This window comes from Pseudomonas sp. GQ91, from assembly GCF_059758795.1.
Genome location: NZ_JCAXED010000008.1, coordinates 42,767 through 62,403, shown reverse-complemented (window position 1 = coordinate 62,403; position 19,637 = coordinate 42,767). Strand labels below are relative to the sequence as shown.

17 protein-coding genes are annotated in these 19,637 nt (G+C 60.9%); 6 read left to right on the top strand and 11 right to left on the bottom strand.

Features of this window, described 5'->3' with window-relative positions:
* Positions 1-6 precede the first annotated feature (6 nt).
* The 7 genes from flgK to AC6CIA_RS13600 form a co-directional block, all read right to left on the bottom strand.
* Complete coding sequence (gene flgK, locus AC6CIA_RS13630) at positions 7-2,052, bottom strand: flagellar hook-associated protein FlgK (protein WP_339528649.1); 2,046 nt, start codon at positions 2,050-2,052, stop codon at positions 7-9.
* A gap of 10 nt (positions 2,053-2,062) precedes the next feature.
* Positions 2,063-3,319 (bottom strand): flagellar assembly peptidoglycan hydrolase FlgJ, encoded by a 1,257-nt coding sequence (flgJ, locus tag AC6CIA_RS13625; protein WP_498312699.1) that lies wholly within the window; start codon positions 3,317-3,319, stop codon positions 2,063-2,065.
* A gap of 10 nt (positions 3,320-3,329) precedes the next feature.
* Positions 3,330-4,418 carry a flagellar basal body P-ring protein FlgI gene (locus AC6CIA_RS13620; RefSeq protein ID WP_339528782.1) on the bottom strand — a complete coding sequence of 363 codons (1,089 nt, stop codon included), beginning with the start codon at positions 4,416-4,418 and terminating at the stop codon, positions 3,330-3,332.
* Between the two features lie 27 nt (positions 4,419-4,445).
* Positions 4,446-5,141, bottom strand: a complete 696-nt coding sequence (gene flgH / locus AC6CIA_RS13615; protein ID WP_084380697.1) for a flagellar basal body L-ring protein FlgH — start codon at positions 5,139-5,141, stop codon at positions 4,446-4,448.
* A 53-nt stretch (positions 5,142-5,194) separates the two neighbouring features.
* Positions 5,195-5,980 (bottom strand): flagellar basal-body rod protein FlgG, encoded by a 786-nt coding sequence (gene flgG, locus AC6CIA_RS13610; RefSeq protein ID WP_339528647.1) that lies wholly within the window; start codon positions 5,978-5,980, stop codon positions 5,195-5,197.
* Positions 5,981-6,055: 75 nt separating this feature from the next.
* Complete coding sequence (locus tag AC6CIA_RS13605) at positions 6,056-6,796, bottom strand: flagellar basal body rod protein FlgF (protein ID WP_498312697.1); 741 nt, start codon at positions 6,794-6,796, stop codon at positions 6,056-6,058.
* Positions 6,797-7,103: 307 nt separating this feature from the next.
* Entirely contained in the window at positions 7,104-8,666 is a 1,563-nt protein-coding gene (locus AC6CIA_RS13600; RefSeq protein ID WP_498312695.1) for a sigma-54-dependent transcriptional regulator, read from the bottom strand.
* 277 nt (positions 8,667-8,943) lie between these two features.
* Between AC6CIA_RS13600 and phhA the strand changes: the two genes are divergently transcribed.
* The 3 genes from phhA to AC6CIA_RS13585 all read left to right on the top strand — a co-directional run bounded on the left by phhA (position 8,944) and on the right by AC6CIA_RS13585 (position 11,393).
* A complete protein-coding gene (phhA, locus tag AC6CIA_RS13595; protein ID WP_498312693.1) occupies positions 8,944-9,735 on the top strand; it encodes a phenylalanine 4-monooxygenase in 792 nt (263 codons plus the stop codon).
* Between the two features lie 105 nt (positions 9,736-9,840).
* Complete coding sequence (locus AC6CIA_RS13590) at positions 9,841-10,197, top strand: 4a-hydroxytetrahydrobiopterin dehydratase (RefSeq protein WP_005790113.1); 357 nt, start codon at positions 9,841-9,843, stop codon at positions 10,195-10,197.
* Entirely contained in the window at positions 10,197-11,393 is a 1,197-nt protein-coding gene (locus tag AC6CIA_RS13585; protein ID WP_498312691.1) for an amino acid aminotransferase, read from the top strand. The genes AC6CIA_RS13590 and AC6CIA_RS13585 overlap by 1 nt, the downstream gene beginning before the upstream one ends.
* A 127-nt stretch (positions 11,394-11,520) precedes the next feature.
* Here AC6CIA_RS13585 and AC6CIA_RS13580 read toward each other — a convergent pair whose 3' ends face one another.
* Positions 11,521-12,330 (bottom strand): UDP-2,3-diacylglucosamine diphosphatase, encoded by an 810-nt coding sequence (locus tag AC6CIA_RS13580; RefSeq protein ID WP_084379375.1) that lies wholly within the window; start codon positions 12,328-12,330, stop codon positions 11,521-11,523.
* A 134-nt stretch (positions 12,331-12,464) separates the two neighbouring features.
* Between AC6CIA_RS13580 and AC6CIA_RS13575 the strand changes: the two genes are divergently transcribed.
* Entirely contained in the window at positions 12,465-13,223 is a 759-nt protein-coding gene (locus AC6CIA_RS13575) for a helix-turn-helix transcriptional regulator (RefSeq protein WP_498312689.1), read from the top strand.
* A gap of 92 nt (positions 13,224-13,315) precedes the next feature.
* Entirely contained in the window at positions 13,316-14,197 is an 882-nt protein-coding gene (locus tag AC6CIA_RS13570; protein WP_498312687.1) for a DMT family transporter, read from the top strand.
* Between the two features lie 38 nt (positions 14,198-14,235).
* Here the strand turns inward: AC6CIA_RS13570 and AC6CIA_RS13565 are convergent, their stop codons facing one another.
* Positions 14,236-14,523 carry an Rdx family protein gene (locus AC6CIA_RS13565; protein ID WP_084379379.1) on the bottom strand — a complete coding sequence of 96 codons (288 nt, stop codon included), beginning with the start codon at positions 14,521-14,523 and terminating at the stop codon, positions 14,236-14,238.
* Positions 14,524-14,607: 84 nt separating this feature from the next.
* Here AC6CIA_RS13565 and AC6CIA_RS13560 point away from each other — a divergent pair, with 84 nt between their 5' ends.
* Complete coding sequence (locus AC6CIA_RS13560; RefSeq protein WP_498312974.1) at positions 14,608-16,797, top strand: patatin-like phospholipase family protein; 2,190 nt, start codon at positions 14,608-14,610, stop codon at positions 16,795-16,797.
* Between the two features lie 48 nt (positions 16,798-16,845).
* Here AC6CIA_RS13560 and AC6CIA_RS13555 read toward each other — a convergent pair whose 3' ends face one another.
* Together AC6CIA_RS13555 and recQ are read right to left on the bottom strand one after the other, a co-directional pair.
* A complete protein-coding gene (locus AC6CIA_RS13555; RefSeq protein WP_498312685.1) occupies positions 16,846-17,280 on the bottom strand; it encodes a MarR family transcriptional regulator in 435 nt (144 codons plus the stop codon).
* 121 nt (positions 17,281-17,401) lie between these two features.
* Entirely contained in the window at positions 17,402-19,528 is a 2,127-nt protein-coding gene (recQ, locus tag AC6CIA_RS13550) for a DNA helicase RecQ (RefSeq protein ID WP_498312683.1), read from the bottom strand.
* Between the last annotated feature and the right edge of the window lie 109 nt (positions 19,529-19,637).

Here is a 19,637-nt window from a genome sequence, read left to right as displayed (position 1 = left end):
ACTCCCTTAAAGACTGTTGATCAGCGTGCTGAAGGTTTCTTGCGCAGCCTTGATAATCTGCGACGACGCGGTGTAGTACTGCTGGAACCGGATCATGTCACCCGCCTCTTCGTCCAGGTTGACCTGGGACACGGAGCTGCGGCTGGACTTGGCGGAAGCGAGCATGGCATCCGTGGCGGAGTTGTCGACATTCGCCTGGCTGGCCTTGCCGCCCACGGAGGACACCAACTGGCTGTAGGCGGTGGTCATGCTGACGCCGGCATTGCCGTCGGTCGCGCCCACGGTCTTTTTGGTTTGCAGCTCAAGCAGGCTCAGGGCGTTACGGTTATCCAGAGTGCCGCCGGCGTTGAACGAGACGCTGAAGTTGTCACCCTCTTTCGGCTCGCCACGAATCACCGTGTCAACGCCAAAAGTCCTGGGGTTGCCGGCACCGTCATTGATCACATTACCGGCCGCATCCAGCATCGGCACGTTGATGGTCAACTTATTGTCCTGGCCCGGAATAATGGTGCCGTTACCAATCGGGTTGCCCTTGGCGTCGTTGATCACGTAGCTCTGAGTGCCATCGGCGGCGGGCTTGGCGAACACCATCTTCACCGGCATGGAATCTTTGATGGCGGCTTCGAGCTGGGCCGTGTCGGCACCGCCATGGATATCCAGGGGCACCGACAACGTCGGTGCGCCAAATACGCCGGTGCCGCTGTTGTTCTTGTTGCCCTCGGCGAGCAACGGGCCGGAGAACGCCAACTTGTTCGGGTCGGTCATCACCACCTTGAGGTTCGTTGCGCCATTGGCGGTCGGGCTGACCTTGAACGTGTCGCCCTGGGCCATGCCGCCCTGGCCGTCGAGCGCCAGGGTAAAACCATCGATGACCGGCGCCGGCTGGGTCATGTCGAAAGCGCCCATGGACTTGCCGTCCGAACGGATCACCGTGTAATTGTTGGCGTCGGTGAAGGTCACTTTATAGTCAAAGGTCGTCAGCTTACTGGCGTCTTTGATACTGACGTTCAGGTTGCCCGCACTGCTGTTGTTTGGACCGCCGACACTGCGCTGGCCGATGGCCGTGGCGCTGTTGATATCATTGAACAGCGCGCCACCAAACTGACCGTTGGCATCCAGGCCCTGACCCAATTGAGTGTTGATGCTCTCGGCAACCACCAGCGCCGTACGCCCCAGATCGTTGATGGCGGGCATCAACACATCACTGCGGTAGCGCAACAGGCCGCCGATGGAGCCGCCACTGATGACCGAACTTACGTCCATCTGTTGCGAGCCGCTGGCCAGCATGATCGTGTACTGGCTCTTGTCGTTTCGACTCGGTACCGCCGATAGCGGGTTGGAAATACCGTCCGACACCAGCGACTGCCCGGTACCGAGGCTGACCTCGAAGTGGCCGTTGGTTTCGGTGACCTTCACACCCACCAATTCGTTGAGCGCGCGTACTGCTTCGTTCCGCGAGTCCAGCAGGTTCGCTGGCTCTGCATTGCCCGTACCGCGCGCCTGGCTGATCTGCTGGTTAAGGGCGGCGATGGACGCGGTCAACTGATTGACCTGGCCGGTGATGGTTTCCAACTGACCGTTGATGCCTTCCTTCTGCTTGTTCAGCTCAGCGCCGATCGAGTTGAATCGATTGGCCAGGGTCTGGCCGATAGTCAACACCAGCTGGCGCGCCGAATTGTCGCTGGGGTTGGCGGACGACGTCTGCAACGCCGCAAAGAAACTGTTCAGCGCCGCGCTGACGCCGGTGCTCTGGTCGGACAGCAACTTGTCCACCGACCCGATCTGGTCCAGATAAGCCTTGGCATCGCTGTTGAGCGACGTCGTGGTCTGCAACTGGGTGTCCAGGTACTGGTTGTAGACCCGGCGCACATCCGCCAGGGTCGTGCCGGTACCGACAAACACCCCGTCGAACCCGGTCATGCCGTTGGCTGTCTGGGTGGTCTGCTGACGCGAGTATCCCGCAGTCTTGGCGTTGGCAATGTTGTTACTCAAGGTCGCTAGCGCCCCTTGAGAGGCATTGAGCCCCGACATCCCGATATTGAGCAAACCCATGGTTCAGACCTTATAGAAGAGTGGGCGCCTGCGCGGCAGCGTAATTCTGGTAGCTGTTCATCGTCTTGGCGATTTGCGAAATCTTGCTGGCATAGTTCGGATCAGTGGCGTAGCCGGCTTTCTGCAACTCGCGTACAAATCGCTCCGGGTTATCGGCCGACTTCAGAACTTCTTTATATCTTTCATTGCTTTGCAGCAGCGTCACGAGGTCGTGGAAACTGTCCTGATAGGAATCGTAGGAACGGAACTGCGCCGTTTCCTTGACCATCGCGCCGTTGCGAAACTCGCTGGTGATTGCCCGGGCTTGAGGGCCCTGCCAACTCTGCCCGGCCTTGATCCCGAACAGGTTATGGCTGCTGGTGCCGTCCTGCTGGCGCATCACCGATTTGCCCCAGCCGGTTTCCAAGGCGGCCTGGGCCACCAGATAACGCGGGTCGATGCCAATGCGCTCGGCAGCCTGCTTGGCCATCGGTAGCATGGTGGAGACAAACTGGTCTTGCGAACTGAAGGTTTTCTTCGCCGGCGCCAGCGGCGGCTGGGCCACGGCACGGCCGTGAATCTGCATGTTCGAGTCGCGCACCGCAAAGGTACGCGCGGCGCCGTTGATCACGCCATCTTCAAGGGCACTGTTGCGCAGCGGCGCGGCCTTGGCGTTGCTCGCGGCTTCAACGCCCGGCACGATCCCGGCCAGCAGGCGATCCGTCAACTTGCTCGGCAAGGAAATCCGCCGCTGATTCATCAGCGCCATGTCGTTGTGTACCACGCCGTCATCCACTCGCGGCGCCACCGCCACGCGCGATGCCCACAATGGGCGCTGACCGTTGGAGCGACCCAGCGGGCCATCCGCCAAGGTGCCAGCGGCAATCGGGGTCGGCACGTCGACTTTCTTCGGCGCTTGCTCCGCCCCCTGCAAGGTCGAGGCCTGCCCTTCCATTGGCTTGTTCTTTTGCATCTGGCGCATCAGCACGTCCGCCAGACCGATGCCGCCGCCCTCCCGGGACAACGACACCGCCAGTTGCTGGTCGTACATCTCCTGATACTGCTTGGCCGCCGGCGTGTTCAGCGGGTTGTCCTGGCCCAGCGCATCGGTGGCCGAGCGCATGGACTTGAGCATCTCGTTGAGAAACAGCGACTCGAACTCCTGCGCCACCTTGCGCATGTTGCCTTCGCTGTTTTTGTCGCCATATTTGAGCTGGTTCAGCCGATTGAGGTCGGAGTAAGAACCCGAGTCCGCCGTACTGCTGATACCGCTCTTGCGCATGTCCATGACCACGACCTCAAATCACAATCAGGTCGGCTTGCAAGGCGCCGGCCTGTTTCAGGGCTTCGAGGATTGCCATCAAGTCGCCGGGCGCCGCGCCCACCTGGTTCACCGCACGGACGATTTCATCCAGGGTGGTGCCCGGGCCGAACTTGAACATCGGCTTGGCTTCTTGCTGGGCATTCACCCGTGAGCGCGGAACCACAGCCGTTTCGCCGTTGGAAAACGGCCCAGGCTGACTGACAATCGGGTCTTCGGTAATGGTCACGGTCAGACTGCCGTGGGTCACGGCTGCTGGCGACACCTTGACGTTCTGACCGATCACGATGGTGCCGGTGCGGGAATTGATGATGACCTTGGCCACCGCCTGCCCCGGATCGACTTCGAGGTTTTCCAGGATCGACAGGTAATCCACGCGCTGACTCGGGTCCAGCGGCGCCGTCACTCGCACCGAACCGCCATCGATGGCCTGAGCCACACCAGGGCCAAGCAGATCGTTGATCTTGTCCACCACACGCTTGGCGGTGGTGAAGTCCGAACGGTTGAGGTTCAGGGTCAGGCTGTTGCCCTGATTGAAACCGCTGGGCACGGTACGTTCTACCGTGGCGCCACCAGGAATCCGCCCGGCGGACGGTACGTTGACGGTGATCTTCGAGCCGTCACGGCCCTCGGCATCGAAGCCGCCCACCACCAGGTTGCCCTGGGCAATGGCGTAGACATTGCCGTCGATCCCCTTGAGCGGGGTCATCAGCAAGGTGCCGCCGCGCAGGCTTTTCGAGTTACCGATGGACGACACGGTGATGTCCACCACCTGCCCCGGCTTGGCAAACGCTGGCAAATCGGCACTGATGGACACCGCCGCGACGTTTTTCAACTGCACGTTGCCCGAGCCGGCCGGCACCTTGATCCCGAACTGCGAGAGCATGTTGTTGAAGGTCTGCAGGGTGAACGGCGTCTGGGTGGTCTGGTCGCCCGTGCCGCTAAGCCCCACCACCAGCCCGTAGCCGATCAGTTGGTTGCTGCGCACCCCGGAAATGCTCGCGATGTCCTTCAGGCGTTCGGCCTGGGCGGCGACGCTCAGGGAAAGCAACAACACCGCCGCCATCAGCTGTTTGAATGTCAAAGTGATCACCTAGAAAGGGAACAGCGGGCTAAGGAAGAAACGGTCAAACCAGCCCGGCTGACTGGCGTCGGCAAACGAACCCGTCCCCGAATAGGTGATGCGTGCATCGGCAATTCGCGTGGAAGGCACGGTGTTGTCAGTGGCAATGTCATCCGCACGCACCATGCCGGCAATGCGCACCAGTTCGTCACCGGTGTTGAGCGTCATCCACTTCTCGCCGCGGATGGCAATGATGCCGTTGGGCAATACATCAGCCACGGTTACCGTGATCGAACCCACCAGGCTGTTGCCCTGCCCCGCCTTGCTGCTGCCGTTGGTGGCGCGATCGCCGCTGTAGCCGACGTCCAGGCTCAAGTCACCACCGCCCAACGGGTTATTGGTGTTCAAGCCGCCGCCGAACAGCGAGGTCAGGCCAATCCCGGTCTTGCTGTTCTTGGCCACCTGGGAGTTGGCGTTCTTGCTCGCCGTGGTGCGCTCATTGAGGGTGATGGTGATGATGTCACCGACCCGGAACGCCTTGCGGTCGCTGTACAGGTTCTGTTCGAAACCGGCCTGATAGATCGAGCCGTTGTTGGCGGCGGCAGGCAGCGGCGTGCGTGGCAACACCGGCGCGTAGTACGGGTCATTGGGTTTTGGCGTCGGGGCAACGCAGCCCGCGAGCACGGCAATCCCACTCAATGCCAGAACAGAAACAAAGCGACTCATGACCCTTACCTCACGGTGTTGCAGACGCCCCAAACGACGCGTCATGGACTTGATTACAGATTCTGCGTTACGAACGAAAGCATCTGGTCGGCGGTGGAAATCACCTTGGAGTTCATTTCGTAGGCGCGTTGCGTGGTGATCATGTTGACCATCTCTTCAACGGTGCTGACGTTGGAGGTTTCCAGGGTGCTTTGCAGGGTGGTACCAAAACCGTTGAGGCCCGGGGTGCCGACTTGCGGCGCGCCACTGGCGGCGGTTTCCAGGAACAGGTTGTTACCGGTGGCTTGCAGGCCGGCCGGGTTGATGAAATCGGCGGTCTGTAGGTTGCCGATCACTTGCGACGCCGGGTTACCGGCGATAGTGACCGACACGGTGCCATCAGCGCCGACGGTAAAGGTCTGTGCGTCGTTGGGCACGACAATCGCCGGCTCCAGGGCAAAACCGTTGGCGGTCACCACCTGGCCATTGGCGTCCAGGTGGAAGGTGCCGTCGCGGGTGTAGGACGTAGTCCCATCCGGTTGCAGAATCTGGAAGAAACCGCGGCCGTTGATCGCCATGTCCAGCGGCTGGCCGGTCTGCTGCAGGTTGCCGGCGCTGAAGTTTTTCTGGGTGCCGACAATCGACACACCGGTACCGACTTGCAGGCCCGACGGCAATTCGCTGTCCTGGGTCGACTGGGCACCAGGCTGGCGCTTGATCTGATAGAGCAAGTCCTGGAACTCGGCGCGATCACGCTTGAAGCCCGTGGTCGACACGTTCGCCAGGTTGTTGGAAATAACGGTCAGGTTGGTGTCCTGGGCGGACAAGCCGGTTTTGGCAACCCATAGAGCCGGAAGCATGCTGTTCTCCTTCGTGCGCCTGTTTGTTGGCGCCGCGTTGCGCTATTTATTTAAAAGCCGGTAGTGAAGCGGCTATCAGCTCATCTGCATGACACGGGTCATGGCCTGATCGTCTTCTTTGGCGCTGTTCATCATTTTGATGTGCAGCTCGAATTGCTTGGACAGGGCCAGCACCGCCGTCATTTCTTCGACGGCGTTGACGTTGCTCGACTGCAGAAACCCCGAGACCACCTTGACGCTGGCATCGACCGGTGCCGGCTGGCCGTCCTTGGTATGGATCGCGCCGTCCAGCCCCTTGGTCATGTTGGCGAGGTCCGGCTTGACCAGCTTGATGCGGTCCACCTCAGCCATCACCCGCGGGCCTTCGCCCATGGCGCGGATGCTGATGGTGCCGTCTTCGCCGACTTCGACTTTCTGCTCGGGCGGCACCGCGATCGGCCCGCCGTTGCCCATGATCGGCATGCCGTTGCCGGCCCGCAGAACGCCCAGCGCGTCGATGTTCATGCTGGCGGTGCGCACGTAGGCTTCGCCGCCATCCGGGGTTTGCACCGCGATCCAACCATCACCGCCGACGGCGACGTCAAGGTCGCGACCGGTCTCGACCATGGAACCAGGAGAAAAATCGGTGCCCGGCCGTTCGGTCAAGGCAAACGCCCGCGCCGGAAAGCTGTCACCAAACACCGGCATCGAGCGGGCCTGCTCCAGGTCTCGCTGAAAGCCGTTGGTGGAAATGTTCGCCAGATTGTTGGCATGAGCCTTTTGCGCCAGTGCGTTCTGGCTGGCGCCGGTCATTGCCACATAAAGGTACTTGTCCACGCTCATTCCTCTTTCTGACGGACGTTTGCCGCCCACCGTTGCACTGAAGACTCTTTAGCAATTTACGCACCAACTTCCTGAAATCTTCGCAAAGGCAGGCGGAGCAAGGGGTTGCGGGGTGGACTGGGTGGATGGGGGGTTGAGGGGAGTCGGAAAAACGGCGGGGTTGTGCCGCTCACCGGCAACGGAGTTCTAATGTGTGCGGGCTTGCTCGCGATAGCGCGGTGTCAGGTAAGCATTTATCAACTGATACAGCGCTATCGCGAGCAAGCCCGCTCCCACATTTTTAATCCAGTTGTGCCGGGGATTATTTGTCGGCCTTGAGCACTTCATAATCGCGCAATTTATTGGCGATGGTGGTGTGGGACACGCCCAAACGCTTACCCAGCAACCGACTGCTGGGATGTTCGGCATACAGGTTTTCCAGCACCGCCTTTTCAAAGCGCCCGACAATCTCTTCCAGGCTGCCCTCAAGAGAGAAATCGCCAAGCGGCTGACGCACGCCGTAATCCGGCAAGCGAATATGCTCGGCCTTGACCGTCCCTCCGTCACACAGGGAAACCGCCTGAAACAACACGTTCTCCAGTTGCCGTACATTGCCCGGCCAATGATAATGACTGAGCCGCTCCATGGCCGCTGGCGCCAGCTTCGGCAACGGGCAGCCAATCAACCGGCTGGCCTGATCGAGAAAGTGTTCAACCAACGGTGGCAAGCCATCCAGGCATTCACGCAGCGGCGGGATATGCAGCGACAGCACGTTTAACCGATGATACAAATCCTGCCGAAACTCGCCACGGGCACACAGTTCCGACAAATCCACCTGGGTCGCGCAGATCACCCGTACATCCAGGTAAACCTCTTCATCACTGCCTACTCGGCGAAAGCAACCGTCCTGCAAAAAACGCAGTAACTTCGCCTGCAACCGCGCACTCATTTCCCCGACCCCGTCGAGAAACAGCGTGCCGCCGGCGGTCAACTCCAGCAGGCCCAGCTTGCCCTCGGCCCTGGCCCCTTCAAAGGCACCAGGCCCGTAGCCGAACAACTCGGTTTCAGCCATGGACTCCGGCAAGCCCGCGCAATTGAGCGCCATCAATGGCGATTGCCCGCGCGGGCTGGCGAGATGACAGGCACGGGCCAGCAGTTCCTTGCCGGTGCCGGTTTCGCCTTCTATTAATAGCGGCGCATCCAGCGGTGCCATGCGCCGGGCTTCCCGGACCACGGCGGCCATGACTTTGGAGCTTTGGAAAATACTGTCGAAGCCGCGCAACTCTTGTTTGCGCACATTGTAGATGCGCTCTCCGACCCGGTCGGCGCGGTGCAGGGTCAGCACGGCGCCCGCCATGGCTTCGCTGTCATCGTGTTCCGCAGACTGCAGCGGTGCGATGTCGGCAAGGAATACGTCGCCCTTGACCTTGACCCGCAAGCCATTGATCCGCGATTTACTGGCACGCACCAGCTCCGGCAAGTCGAAGTCTTCGGCGTAGCGCGACAAGGGAATCCCGGGGACTTCATCCACCCGCACCCCGAGCAATTGAGCCGCCGCGCGGTTGGCCGCGACAATCGAGCCGCCCATGTCGATGGACAACACCGGGAACTCCAACGCCCCCAACAAGGCGTTGAGTTCCATATGCCTACGCTCGCTCGGCATCAACCCTACGCGCTTGACCCCAAATACCCCGGCAATCGCCTCGAACTGCGGGCGCAGTGCCTGGAATTGCATGTTCACCAGATTCGGGCAGTACAGGTAAATGGCGTTGCCATGCTCGCCACCGACTTCGCCTTTGGCGACGTTGACGCCGTACTCGACCAGCAGATTGAGGATGTCCCGCAGGATGCCAATACGGTTCTGGCAATGCACTTTGATACGCATGAAAAGGCCCAATGGGTTAGAGAAGGGCTGATCGGACTGCGTCTTTTTGCCGCTGGACGCAGATAGTCGTCAAGATTATGTGACAGCCATCGACCTTTTTAAACCTGGAAATCGCAATCCCCAGCACTCGACGCACAAGACGTAACGAATAGTTTACAAACCATGCAGACTTTTCCTACTTACCTGGACAACAGGCGGCTGGAATCCAGCTGCGGGAGAGGTATCAATAGGCACATAGCAGGACATAACAAGAACGAATGCCTAGCAGGAGAGCCGTATGAAGCAGACGCAGTACGTGGCCCGCGAGCCCGACGCGCAAGGTTTTATCCACTACCCGCCTGAAGAACACGCGGTGTGGAATACCCTGATCACTCGTCAACTGAAAGTGATCGAAGGTCGCGCCTGCCAGGAATACCTGGATGGCATCGACAAGCTCGCCCTGCCCCACGACCGTATCCCGCAACTGGCGGATATCAATAAAGTGCTGGCCGAAACCACTGGCTGGCAAGTTGCCCGGGTACCCGCGCTGATTCCCTTTCAGACCTTCTTTGAATTGCTCGCCAATAAGCAGTTTCCGGTGGCGACCTTTATTCGTACCCGCGAAGAGCTGGATTACCTGCAAGAGCCGGACATTTTCCACGAGATATTCGGCCATTGCCCACTGCTGACCAACCCTTGGTTTGCCGAATTCACCCACACCTACGGCAAGCTTGGCCTCGCAGCCACCAAAGAGCAGCGCGTGTACCTTGCCCGCCTGTACTGGATGACCATCGAGTTCGGGCTGGTGGACACGCCAGAAGGCCGACGCATCTACGGGGGTGGCATTCTGTCTTCGCCCAAAGAGACCGTGTACTGCCTGTCGGACCAGCCCAAGCATCAAGCCTTCGATCCGCTGGAAGCCATGCGCACACCTTATCGCATCGACATCCTGCAACCGTTGTACTTTGTCCTGCCCAATCTCAAGCGCCTGTTCGAAGTGGCGCAGGAAGACATCATGGGCATGGTCGAGCGCGGCATGCAGTTGGGTCTGCATGCGCCGCTGTTCCCACCCAAACCCAAGGCGGCCTGAACCCCTGCCTTTATCGCCAGGTGAGCCTATGCCCTGGCCGCGCGTTGCTTTAGGGTGACGCCACTGACGACTGACTTCCACCCACTCGATTTCAGGAACACGCTCATGACCACCTTGAACCAAGCCCATTGCGAAGCCTGCCGCGCCGACGCTCCACAGGTCAGCGACGAAGAACTGCCGGTACTGCTCAAGCAGATCCCCGACTGGAACATCGAAGTGCGTGATGGCGTGATGCAGCTGGAAAAGGTCTTTCTGTTCAAGAACTTCAAGTTTGCCCTGGCCTTCACCAACGCCATGGGCGAAATCTCCGAGGCCGAAGGTCACCACCCTGGCCTGCTCACCGAGTGGGGCAAAGTCACCGTGACCTGGTGGAGCCATTCGATCAAGGGCCTGCACCGCAACGACTTCATCATGGCCGCGCGCACGGACGAAGTGGCCAAGACTGCCGAGGGCCGCAAGTGATGCAATTCGCCGCCATTGGCCGCGTCCCCGGCGACCCGATCCTCGGGCTGATGGAGTCTTATGCCAAAGACCCGAACCCGCAAAAGTTCGACCTCGGGGTGGGCGTCTACAAAGACGCCCAGGGCCTGACACCGATTCTGCAAGCGGTGAAACGTGCCGAGCAACGGCTGGTCGAGCAGCAGACCACCAAAACCTACATCGGCGGGCATGGCAACGCCGCCTTTGGCACGTTGATCAGCGAATTGGTGCTGGGCGCCGAGTCGCCACTGCTCAAGGCGCGTCGTGCCGGCGCGACCCAAACCCCGGGCGGGACGGGCGCCCTGCGCCTGAGTGCCGACTTCATCGCCCACAACCTGCCGGGTCGCGGCGTATGGCTGAGTAATCCGACATGGCCGATCCACGAAACCATTTTTGCCAAGGCCGGGCTCAAGGTCAGCCACTACCCTTACGTCGACAGTGACAATCGCCTGGACGTAGCGGCGATGCTCGCGACCCTGGCCAACGTGCCCAAGGGTGACGTGGTGCTGCTGCACGCCTGCTGCCACAACCCCAGCGGCTTCGATCTGTCCCGGGATGACTGGCGCCAGGTGCTGGAGATCGTCCGCGAGCGCCAACTGCTGCCGCTGATCGACTTCGCCTACCAGGGCTTTGGCGATGGCCTGGAGCAAGACGCCTGGGCGGTCCGGCTGTTTGCCAATGCATTGCCCGAAGTGCTGATCACCAGCTCTTGCTCGAAGAACTTCGGCTTGTACAGCGATCGCGTGGGCGCGCTGATCGTCTGCGCCGACGCGGCTGAAAAGCTGCTGGATGTGCGCAGCCAACTGGCCTTTATCGCACGCAACCTGTGGTCGACGCCGCCGGATCACGGGGCTGCGGTCGTCGCGACGATTCTCGGTGACGCCGCGCTGAAACAGCTCTGGAGCACGGAAGTCGAAGCCATGCGCTCGCGGATCGCGCAGTTGCGCTCGGGGCTGGTAGAAGCCTTGGCGCCCCATGGTTTGTCAGAGCGATTCGCGCATATTGGCGTGCAACGCGGGATGTTTTCCTACACCGGCTTGAGCGCCGGGCAGGTGCAACAACTGCGGGAAAAACACAGCGTGTACATGGTCAACTCCGGGCGCGCGAACGTCGCCGGGATTGATGAGACACGCCTAGGGTTGCTTGCCGAGGCCATTGCAGACGTCTGTAAAGACTGAGGCAAAACGCGATGCAAATGTGGGCGCGGGCTTGCTCGCGATAGCGGAGTGTCAGTCACCGAATACATGGGCTGACCTACCGCTATCGCGAGCAAGCCCGCTCCCACTTTCTTGACCGCGGTGATCGTTAGCCCACCACCATCTCAGCCTTGAGCTGCGCGTCCCTGGCCTGCTCGTCGGACAATCGATACAACTCGATATGCCCGTCCCAGTGTTCGATCAACGCCGTACACGACTCCACCCAATCGCCACAGTTGAGATAGTCCACCTCGCCCACCTTGCGAATTTCCGCGTGGTGGATATGCCCGCACACCACGCCATGCAGTTCGCGCCGGGTCACCTCATGGGCGATGGCCTCTTCGAAGTCACTGATAAAACTCACCGCGGTTTTCACCTTGTGCTTGAGGTAGGCCGACAGCGACCAGTAGCCATAACCGTAGCGGGCCCGCCAATGGTTCAGCCAACGGTTGAGGGTCAGGGTAAATTCGTAGGCTGAATCGCCGAGAAACGCCAGCCAGCGGTGATAACGGGTGATGACATCGAACTGGTCGCCGTGGATGACCAGCAAGTGGCGCCCGTCGGCCGTCACGTGGACCGCTTCATCCACCAGCTGGATATTGCCCAGAATCAGCTTCGAATAACGCCGCAGAAACTCGTCGTGGTTGCCGGTGACGTAGATCACCTCGGTGCCGCGCTTGCTCATGGTCAGCAAGCGCCGGATCACGTTGGTGTGGGCCTGCGGCCAATACATGCCGCCGCGCATTTTCCAGCCATCGATGATATCGCCCACCAGATACACCCGATCGGCGTGGTAGCCCTTGAGAAACCGCGACAGGTGTTCCGCCTGACAATCCCGGGTGCCCAAGTGCACGTCGGAGATCCACAGGGTACGGACCCGTTGCTTGCGGCTGGGTTTGGCGAGCTCGGCGCTGGTCATGGGCATACCTCAACGGTGTTTTCGCGAGCTTGCTCCCTGGCGATTAATAGCCCATGACAGTGTTGCGTCAATCTGATGACAGCGCTTGCCGGGGCGCAAGCGGTGTAAACTGCCGGCCTGCCCGGGAGATTGCAATGAGACCGACCCTGACGCTGCGTCACTACACCCACGACCTGATTACCCATAGTCACGACCACGCGCAACTGGTGTTCGGCCTGGCCGGTCGCCTGGACTTCGAGGTGGAAGGTGTTGGCGGCGAAATACGCCCGCATGGGGTCATGGTCCTGCCCTTCTCCACGCATCACGCCTGCGGCAGTCCCCACGGCAGTCATTGCCTGGTGCTGGATGTGCCTGATGAGCAGTGGGTGGTGCAATCGCTGGGAGAACACGCCGATGCCAGCCGCCGCTTGCTGGATCAACCCGCACGTGTGCTGCTGGACGCCCGGCAAGGCCAGTTGGTCAACTGGTTGGCGGGCAGCCCGCTGCAAGACCCGCTGATCGCCCAGCAAGGTGCGGTCCTGTTGCTGGCCTCCCTCAACGGCCCGGCAGCCGCTCGGCACGCAAGCCGACGCCTGCCCTTTGCTGCGTTCAACGCGCATATCGATCAACAGGCCGCTTACCCGTTGCAAGTCGCGGACCTGGCCCGGCTCGCCGATCTATCGGTCGCCCGACTGCATGCACGGTTTCTCGCCGAATGCGGACAAACACCGATGGAGTACATCCGCGCCCGCCGCCTGCAGATGGCACGTGGATTGTTGCGCGACACGCACCTGCCCATCGGTGAGATTGCCGGTCGGGTCGGCTACGGATCGCAAAGCGCCTTTGCCGCCGCGGTGCTGCGCGAGTTCGGCAGCGCCCCGGGGGCCTTGCGACGGCTCGACCAAGCACGCTAGTCCTGCGACAAAACCCGCGACTTCCACGACAGACATCGCGCGACTCACAGCTCTACACTGGGCGCCAGCCTGCTTATTGCTTAAGGATCGTCATGACTCCCCGCACCGCCCTCGGCGCCCTGCACATTGGTGCATTGATGTTTGGCCTCACCGGTGTCTTCGGCAAACTCGCCGCCGCATCGCCGAACATGATCGTGTTTGGCCGGGCTGCGTTCGCCGTGATCGCACTGGCGGTGTTCGCAAGATTTGCCAGCAACACGCCGTGGCAAAAACTGTACCGCGCCGATTGGCAACGCCTGCTCCTGAGCGGCCTGCTGCTGGCCGGACACTGGGTGAGTTTTTTTATTGCGGTAAAGGTGGCCGGCGTGGCGATAGCGACCTTGGGTTTCACCACCTTCCCGGCGTTCACGGTGATCCTCGAAGGGCTGATCTTCCGCGAACGGATTCGCACCAATGAAATCGTGCTGGTGATCTTGGTGAGTGTCGGCCTGGTGCTGGTCACGCCGGATTTCGACCTTGCCAGCCAGGCCACCAGCGGCTTGATCTGGGCGGTCGGCTCCGGCCTGCTGTTTTCGCTGCTGTCGCTCAACAATCGCGCCAGCGGACGCATCCCGCCAGTGCAAGCCGCGCTCTGCCAGAACCTGGTGGTCGCGCTGTGCTTGCTGCCAGTGGCGGCGCCCGGCCTGGCCGACGTGCGCGCACTGGATTGGTTGTGGATCGGCCTGCTCGGCGTGTTCTGTACCGGCCTGGCCCACAGCCTGTTTGTCGCCAGCCTCGCCGTGCTCAAGGCGCGCACGGCCGCGGTGGTGTTTGCCATGGAGCCGGTCTACGGCATCACCGTGGCCTGGTTGTTGTTCGACGAAAACCCGACCCTGCGCATGCTGCTCGGCGGCACGCTGATTATCGTCGCGATCGTGATCTCAGGCCTCATGGGAAGCCCCGGCAAGGCCAAACAACCGGCGGCGGTGGCCTGATGTGTACGCCGGCCGTGCGCAGCGGCCGGCAATGACGGTCATTGCGTGCGATCGTTGTGCCCCAGGTCGCGCTGCGGGTCGATCTGGTCGCGCACCCGCTGCTTCAGCACCTTGGCCTCCGGAAAGCCACCATCGACCTTGCGCTCCCAAATCTGCACAGCGTCGCAGGTGATACGAAACACGCCACCGGTGGCGGGTTCCAGCGCCACTTTGCCGAGGTCGTCGGCAAACGTGCTCAACAATTCCTGAGCCAGCCACGCCGCGCGCAGCAACCACTGACATTGCGTGCAATAAGTGATGACGATCTCGGGCTTGGACGCAGACATGAAATGACAGACTCCGGACATAACAGGACGGGTTGCTCGGATGGCTATAATAGCGACCTTTATCGTCCAGTCCCGAGATTGATGATGCGCCGCCTGCTGTCCTGCCTGTTGCTGTGCCTGTTCCCCGTCCTTGTGCAAGCCGTCGATACACCCCGTCCAAAGGTCGGCCTGGTGCTCTCCGGTGGCGCTGCCCGTGGCCTGGCGCACATTGGTGTGCTCAAGGCCCTGGAAGAGCAAGGCATTCATATCGATGCCATCGCCGGCACCAGCATGGGCGCGGTCATTGGCGGGCTGTACGCGTCGGGCTACAAGATCGACGAGCTGGAAAAACTGGCGCTGAACATCGACTGGCAACTGGCGTTGTCCGACGCCCCACCCCGGGAAGACGTGCCGTTCCGGCGCAAACAGGATGACCGGGACTTTCTGATCAAGCAGAAGCTCAGTTTTCGCGACGATGGCAGCCTCGGCCTGCCCCTGGGAGTGATCCAGGGCCAGAACCTGGCGCTGTTGCTGGAAAGCATGTTCGCTCACAGCAGCGACACCCGGGACTTCGACAAGCTGCCCATTCCATTCCGGGCCGTGGCCACCGATATCACCAGCGGCGAAAAAGTCGTGTTTCGCAAGGGCCACCTGCCTCAGGTGATTCGCGCCAGCATGTCGATCCCGGCTGTCTTCGCGCCAGTGGAACTGGACGGTCGCCTGCTGGTGGATGGCGGCATGACCGACAACATCCCGTTGGATGTGGCACGGGAAATGGGGGTCGATGTGGCTATCGTGGTGGACATCGGTACGCCGTTACGCAGTCGCAAGCAGTTGGCGACGGTGGTGGACGTGCTCAACCAGTCCATCACCCTGATGACCCGCAGCAATTCTGAAGAGCAACTCAAGGCGCTGCGTCCGGACGATGTACTGATCCAACCACCGCTGGCGGCGTTTGGCGTGACGGATTTTGGTCGGGCCGAAGAGATGATCGACGCGGGTTACCGCGCCACTCGCACCCTGGATGCGCGCCTGGCCCGCCTGCGCCCCGTCGATTCGGTCGACGCCGAACTGAACGCCGCACGCACACCGGGCCAGCGCAATCCAAAGATCACCGCGATCAAGGTGGAAAACGACTCGAAAGTCGGAGACGAGGTGATCCGTTACTACATCCGTCAGCCCATCGACGAGCCACTGGATCTGGGCCGACTGCAATCTGACATGGGAACCCTGTACGGCCTGGACTACTTCGAGCAGGTGCAATACCGCGTGGTGAAAAAGGGGCAGGACAACACCCTGGTAATCAGCGCCCGTGGCAAACGCAGTGGCACCGATTATTTGCGACTGGGCCTCAACCTGTCCGATGACATGCGTGGCGACAGCGCCTTCAACCTTGGCGCCAGCTACCGCGTCAACGGTATCAATCGCCTCGGCGCCGAGTGGCTGACCCGCGTGCAGATCGGCGACCGCCAGGAGCTTTACAGCGAGTTCTACCAGCCTATGGATACCGGCTCACGCTACTTCATCGCGCCTTACATCAGTGCCCAGGCCCAGAACGTCGAACTGATCCTGGATAACGATCCCATCTCGGAATATCGCCTGGAACGTTATGGCTTCGGCTTGAACGTTGGCCGACAGATCGGCAACAGTGGCGAGATCCGTTTCGGTGTCGGCGAAGCCTGGGGCAACGCCGATGTACGCATCGGCGACCGGGACCTGCCAAGCGTCAGCTTCAACGAAGGCTTCTACGAGTTGAAGTACTCCTTCGATACACTGGATAACGTCTACTTCCCGCACACCGGCGAGGAAATCGGCCTGGCTTTCCGTGAATTCGAGCCGGGGCTGGGTTCCGACCAACGCTATCGCCAGTGGGAATTCAAGTTGGACAAGGCCATGAGCCACGGTCCGGACACGCTGGTGCTGGGCGCTCGCTACGGGCGCACGCTGGATGATTCGGACGTGGTGATTTCGAGCTTCCTGCTGGGCGGCGCCCGACAGTTGTCGGGCTTTCGCCAGGACGCGATTTCAGGGCAGAACGTCAGCCTGATGCGCGCGGTCTACTATCGTCGCCTGACCCCACGCTCGTACTTGCCGCTGGACTTCCCTTTATACCTGGGCGCCTCGCTGGAACGGGGACGGGCCTGGAACAACGATAACGAGTTCGACAGCGGCTATATCAACGCCGCGAGTATTTTCCTCGGCTTCGATACACCGCTGGGACCGCTGAATTTCAGCTATGGGTTCAACGACGCCAATCAGAAAGCGGTGTACCTGAACCTCGGGCAGACCTTCTGACGTCAGCAAAGTAACCGTTCCCACAGGCGGGAACGGTCAAGGCACGGCTCAGGACTTTTCCAGGTTCGCCAGGATGTGTCCATGCACCCGCATGCACACCGCCAATTCCTCTTCGTCAACACCCACAAAGAGTTCACGGCGCAAGGCCGTGGCAATGGTTTCGATCTGCTCGATCAGCGGGCGTGCCGGGTCGCACAGCACAATGCGTTTGGCGCGACGATCTTCGACCACCGCCTGGCGCTGCACCAGCCCCTGGCTTTCCAGACTGTCGAGCAATCGGGCCAGGGTCGGCCCTTCAACCCCCACACTTTGCGCCAATTCGCGTTGCGTGGGCGCGTCTTCAAAGCGAGCCAGGTGCAGCAGCACCAGCCAGCGTGCCTGGGACAAACCGAGACCCGCCAGACGACGATCCAGTTCGGCACGCCAGCCTCGAGACATTTGCGCCAATTGCATGCCAAAACGGTGTTGATCGGTTAACGACATAAAAAACTCATGGATTAGACTGAAAATAAAGTTTGGCTAATTATTAGCCAGCTAAGCATGACCCATGTCAGTAGGCAAGACTTGCCACGGACTGATTCGTTACATTGTCGTAATTGCCACATTAAACTTCGAATTCCGACTGCAAAGCGGCTCTGACACAGTACAAAACACCCTCCGGCACTCTGCCAGTGAACAGCGGAGCGATGTCGGAAACCGCTGGCAATTCGCCTTCTCCGTCAAGAAACGCATCCTGGATCTCGCCGAGCAAATCTTCTGGTAAATCAATGGCTTGATCCAGGGACAATTGCTGTTGGCCAATGGACTCGGCCAGCAAGGTGTAGACGTTCTTTTCCGAGCATTGCAGTTGCCCGGCAATCTGGATCGGGGTCATTCCGGCGCGCGCCAGGCTGATCAATTCGTGGCGGATATCGGCAATTTCCTTCGGCGCTTCGGTCTGCCCGCCAAGAACTTCGAGGAACGCCTGGCCATAACGCTCCAGCTTACGGGCACCCACGCCGCTGACCCGACCCATCTCGGCCATGCTGGTCGGCTGCTCGCGGAGCATTTCCAGCAAGGTGGAGTCAGGGAAGATGACATAGGGCGGCACGCTGTGTTCCTGTGCCAGTTTGCGGCGCAACGCCCGCAATGCTTCCCACTGCTCGCGCTCTTCGCTTCGCACCAGTTGGCTGGCCTGGCTGGTGCTGGTCTTCGGCGTGGTCTGCGGTTTCAGGTCGCGGCGCAGTTCAAGGCTGACTTCGCCCTTGAGCAGCGGCCGGCAGCTGTCGTTCAAGCGCAGCCCGCCGTAGCCTTCCAGGTCGATGTCGACCAGGCCGCGGGCGACCATCTGCCGGAACAACGAACGCCACTCGCCTTCGGCACGCGCCTTGCCCACCCCGTAGACGGACAGGTGTTGATGGCCGAAACTGCGGACCTTCTCGTTATCCTTGCCCAACAGCACGTCCACCAGATGCCCGACACCATATCGCTGGCCGGTACGGTAGATCGCCGACAGGCCTTGTCGCGCGGGCTCGGTGGCATCCCAGGTCTGCACGCCATCGACGCAGTTGTCGCAATGGCCGCACGGCTGGGGCATGTCTTCGTCGAAATAGGCGAGCAACGTCTGACGCCGGCAGCGGGTCTCTTCGCACAACGACAGCATCGCATCGAGCTTGTGCTGCTCCAGGCGCTTGTGCCGCTCATCGCCTTCGGAGTTCTGCAGCATCTGCTTGAGCATCACCACATCCTGCAGGCCGTAGACCATCCAGGCATCCGCCGGCAGGCCGTCGCGCCCGGCACGCCCGGTTTCCTGGTAGTACGCCTCGAGGGACTTGGGCAGATCCATGTGCGCGACGAAACGCACGTTGGATTTGTCGATGCCCATGCCGAACGCAATGGTCGCCACCATGATCAGGCCTTCTTCGTTCAAGAAGCGCTTCTGATGATAGGCCCGCAGTTCGTTGGGCAGGCCGGCGTGATAAGGCAGCGCCGGGTAACCCTGTTCGCAAAGGAACGCCGCGACTTCATCGACCTTCTTGCGCGACAGGCAATAGACGATGCCGGCATCGCTGCGCCGCTCCGAGAGGAAGGCCAGCAATTGTTTGCGTGGCTGCTCCTTGGGCACGATGCGATAGAAAATATTCGGCCGGTCAAAACTCGACAGAAAACGCTCGGCATTCTGCAAGTGCAGGCGCTCGACGATTTCCTCACGGGTGCGCTTATCGGCGGTGGCCGTCAGGGCAATGCGCGGCACGTCGGGAAACAGTTCCGCCAATTGCCCCAATTGCAGGTATTCACGCCGGAAATCATGGCCCCACTGGGATACACAGTGGGCTTCGTCGATGGCGAACAGGGCAATTTCCAGGCTCTGCAGAAACGCCAGCATGCGCGGCTGCACCAGGCGTTCGGGCGCCAGATAAAGCATCTTCACTTCACCGCGGCGGATACGGGCCGCGAGGTCGCGCTGTTGTTCGGCGCTCAGGGTGGAATTCAAGGAGGCGGCGGCAACACCCAGCTCTTCAAGGGTGGCGACCTGATCATCCATCAGCGCGATCAGTGGCGAGACCACCACCGCCAGACCTTCTCGCAGCAGTGCTGGCACTTGGAAACACAACGACTTGCCGCCACCGGTAGGCATCAGCACCAGCGCATCACCACCGCTGGCCACGCGCTCAATGATTGCACCCTGGCGGCCACGAAAACTGTCGTAGCCGAAGATGTCCTTGAGGACGCGCTGAGCCTGTTCAAGCATGAAAAACTCCAAATTCCACCGAAATCCCTCTGTACAGGCTGGCTGAAAAAGCGCGATCGCACGGGAATAATCCGTAAGCGAAGTTTTCCCGCGAACGGCGCCGGGCCTG

Bases quoted from the DNA above. Each gene is read 5' to 3' on its own strand.
- flgK (WP_339528649.1), bottom strand. From the start codon at position 2,052: ATGGGTTTGCTCAATATCGGGATGTCGGGGCTCAATGCCTCTCAAGGG.
- flgJ (WP_498312699.1), bottom strand. From the start codon at position 3,319: ATGGACATGCGCAAGAGCGGTATCAGCAGTACGGCGGACTCGGGTTCT.
- AC6CIA_RS13620 (WP_339528782.1), bottom strand. From the start codon at position 4,418: ATGGCGGCGGTGTTGTTGCTTTCCCTGAGCGTCGCCGCCCAGGCCGAA.
- flgH (WP_084380697.1), bottom strand. From the start codon at position 5,141: ATGAGTCGCTTTGTTTCTGTTCTGGCATTGAGTGGGATTGCCGTGCTC.
- flgG (WP_339528647.1), bottom strand. From the start codon at position 5,980: ATGCTTCCGGCTCTATGGGTTGCCAAAACCGGCTTGTCCGCCCAGGAC.
- AC6CIA_RS13600 (WP_498312695.1), bottom strand. From the start codon at position 8,666: ATGCGTATCAAAGTGCATTGCCAGAACCGTATTGGCATCCTGCGGGAC.
- phhA (WP_498312693.1), top strand. From the start codon at position 8,944: ATGAAGCAGACGCAGTACGTGGCCCGCGAGCCCGACGCGCAAGGTTTT.
- AC6CIA_RS13590 (WP_005790113.1), top strand. From the start codon at position 9,841: ATGACCACCTTGAACCAAGCCCATTGCGAAGCCTGCCGCGCCGACGCT.
- AC6CIA_RS13585 (WP_498312691.1), top strand. From the start codon at position 10,197: ATGCAATTCGCCGCCATTGGCCGCGTCCCCGGCGACCCGATCCTCGGG.
- AC6CIA_RS13580 (WP_084379375.1), bottom strand. From the start codon at position 12,330: ATGACCAGCGCCGAGCTCGCCAAACCCAGCCGCAAGCAACGGGTCCGT.
- AC6CIA_RS13575 (WP_498312689.1), top strand. From the start codon at position 12,465: ATGAGACCGACCCTGACGCTGCGTCACTACACCCACGACCTGATTACC.
- AC6CIA_RS13570 (WP_498312687.1), top strand. From the start codon at position 13,316: ATGACTCCCCGCACCGCCCTCGGCGCCCTGCACATTGGTGCATTGATG.
- AC6CIA_RS13565 (WP_084379379.1), bottom strand. From the start codon at position 14,523: ATGTCTGCGTCCAAGCCCGAGATCGTCATCACTTATTGCACGCAATGT.
- AC6CIA_RS13560 (WP_498312974.1), top strand. From the start codon at position 14,608: ATGCGCCGCCTGCTGTCCTGCCTGTTGCTGTGCCTGTTCCCCGTCCTT.
- AC6CIA_RS13555 (WP_498312685.1), bottom strand. From the start codon at position 17,280: ATGTCGTTAACCGATCAACACCGTTTTGGCATGCAATTGGCGCAAATG.
- recQ (WP_498312683.1), bottom strand. From the start codon at position 19,528: ATGCTTGAACAGGCTCAGCGCGTCCTCAAGGACATCTTCGGCTACGAC.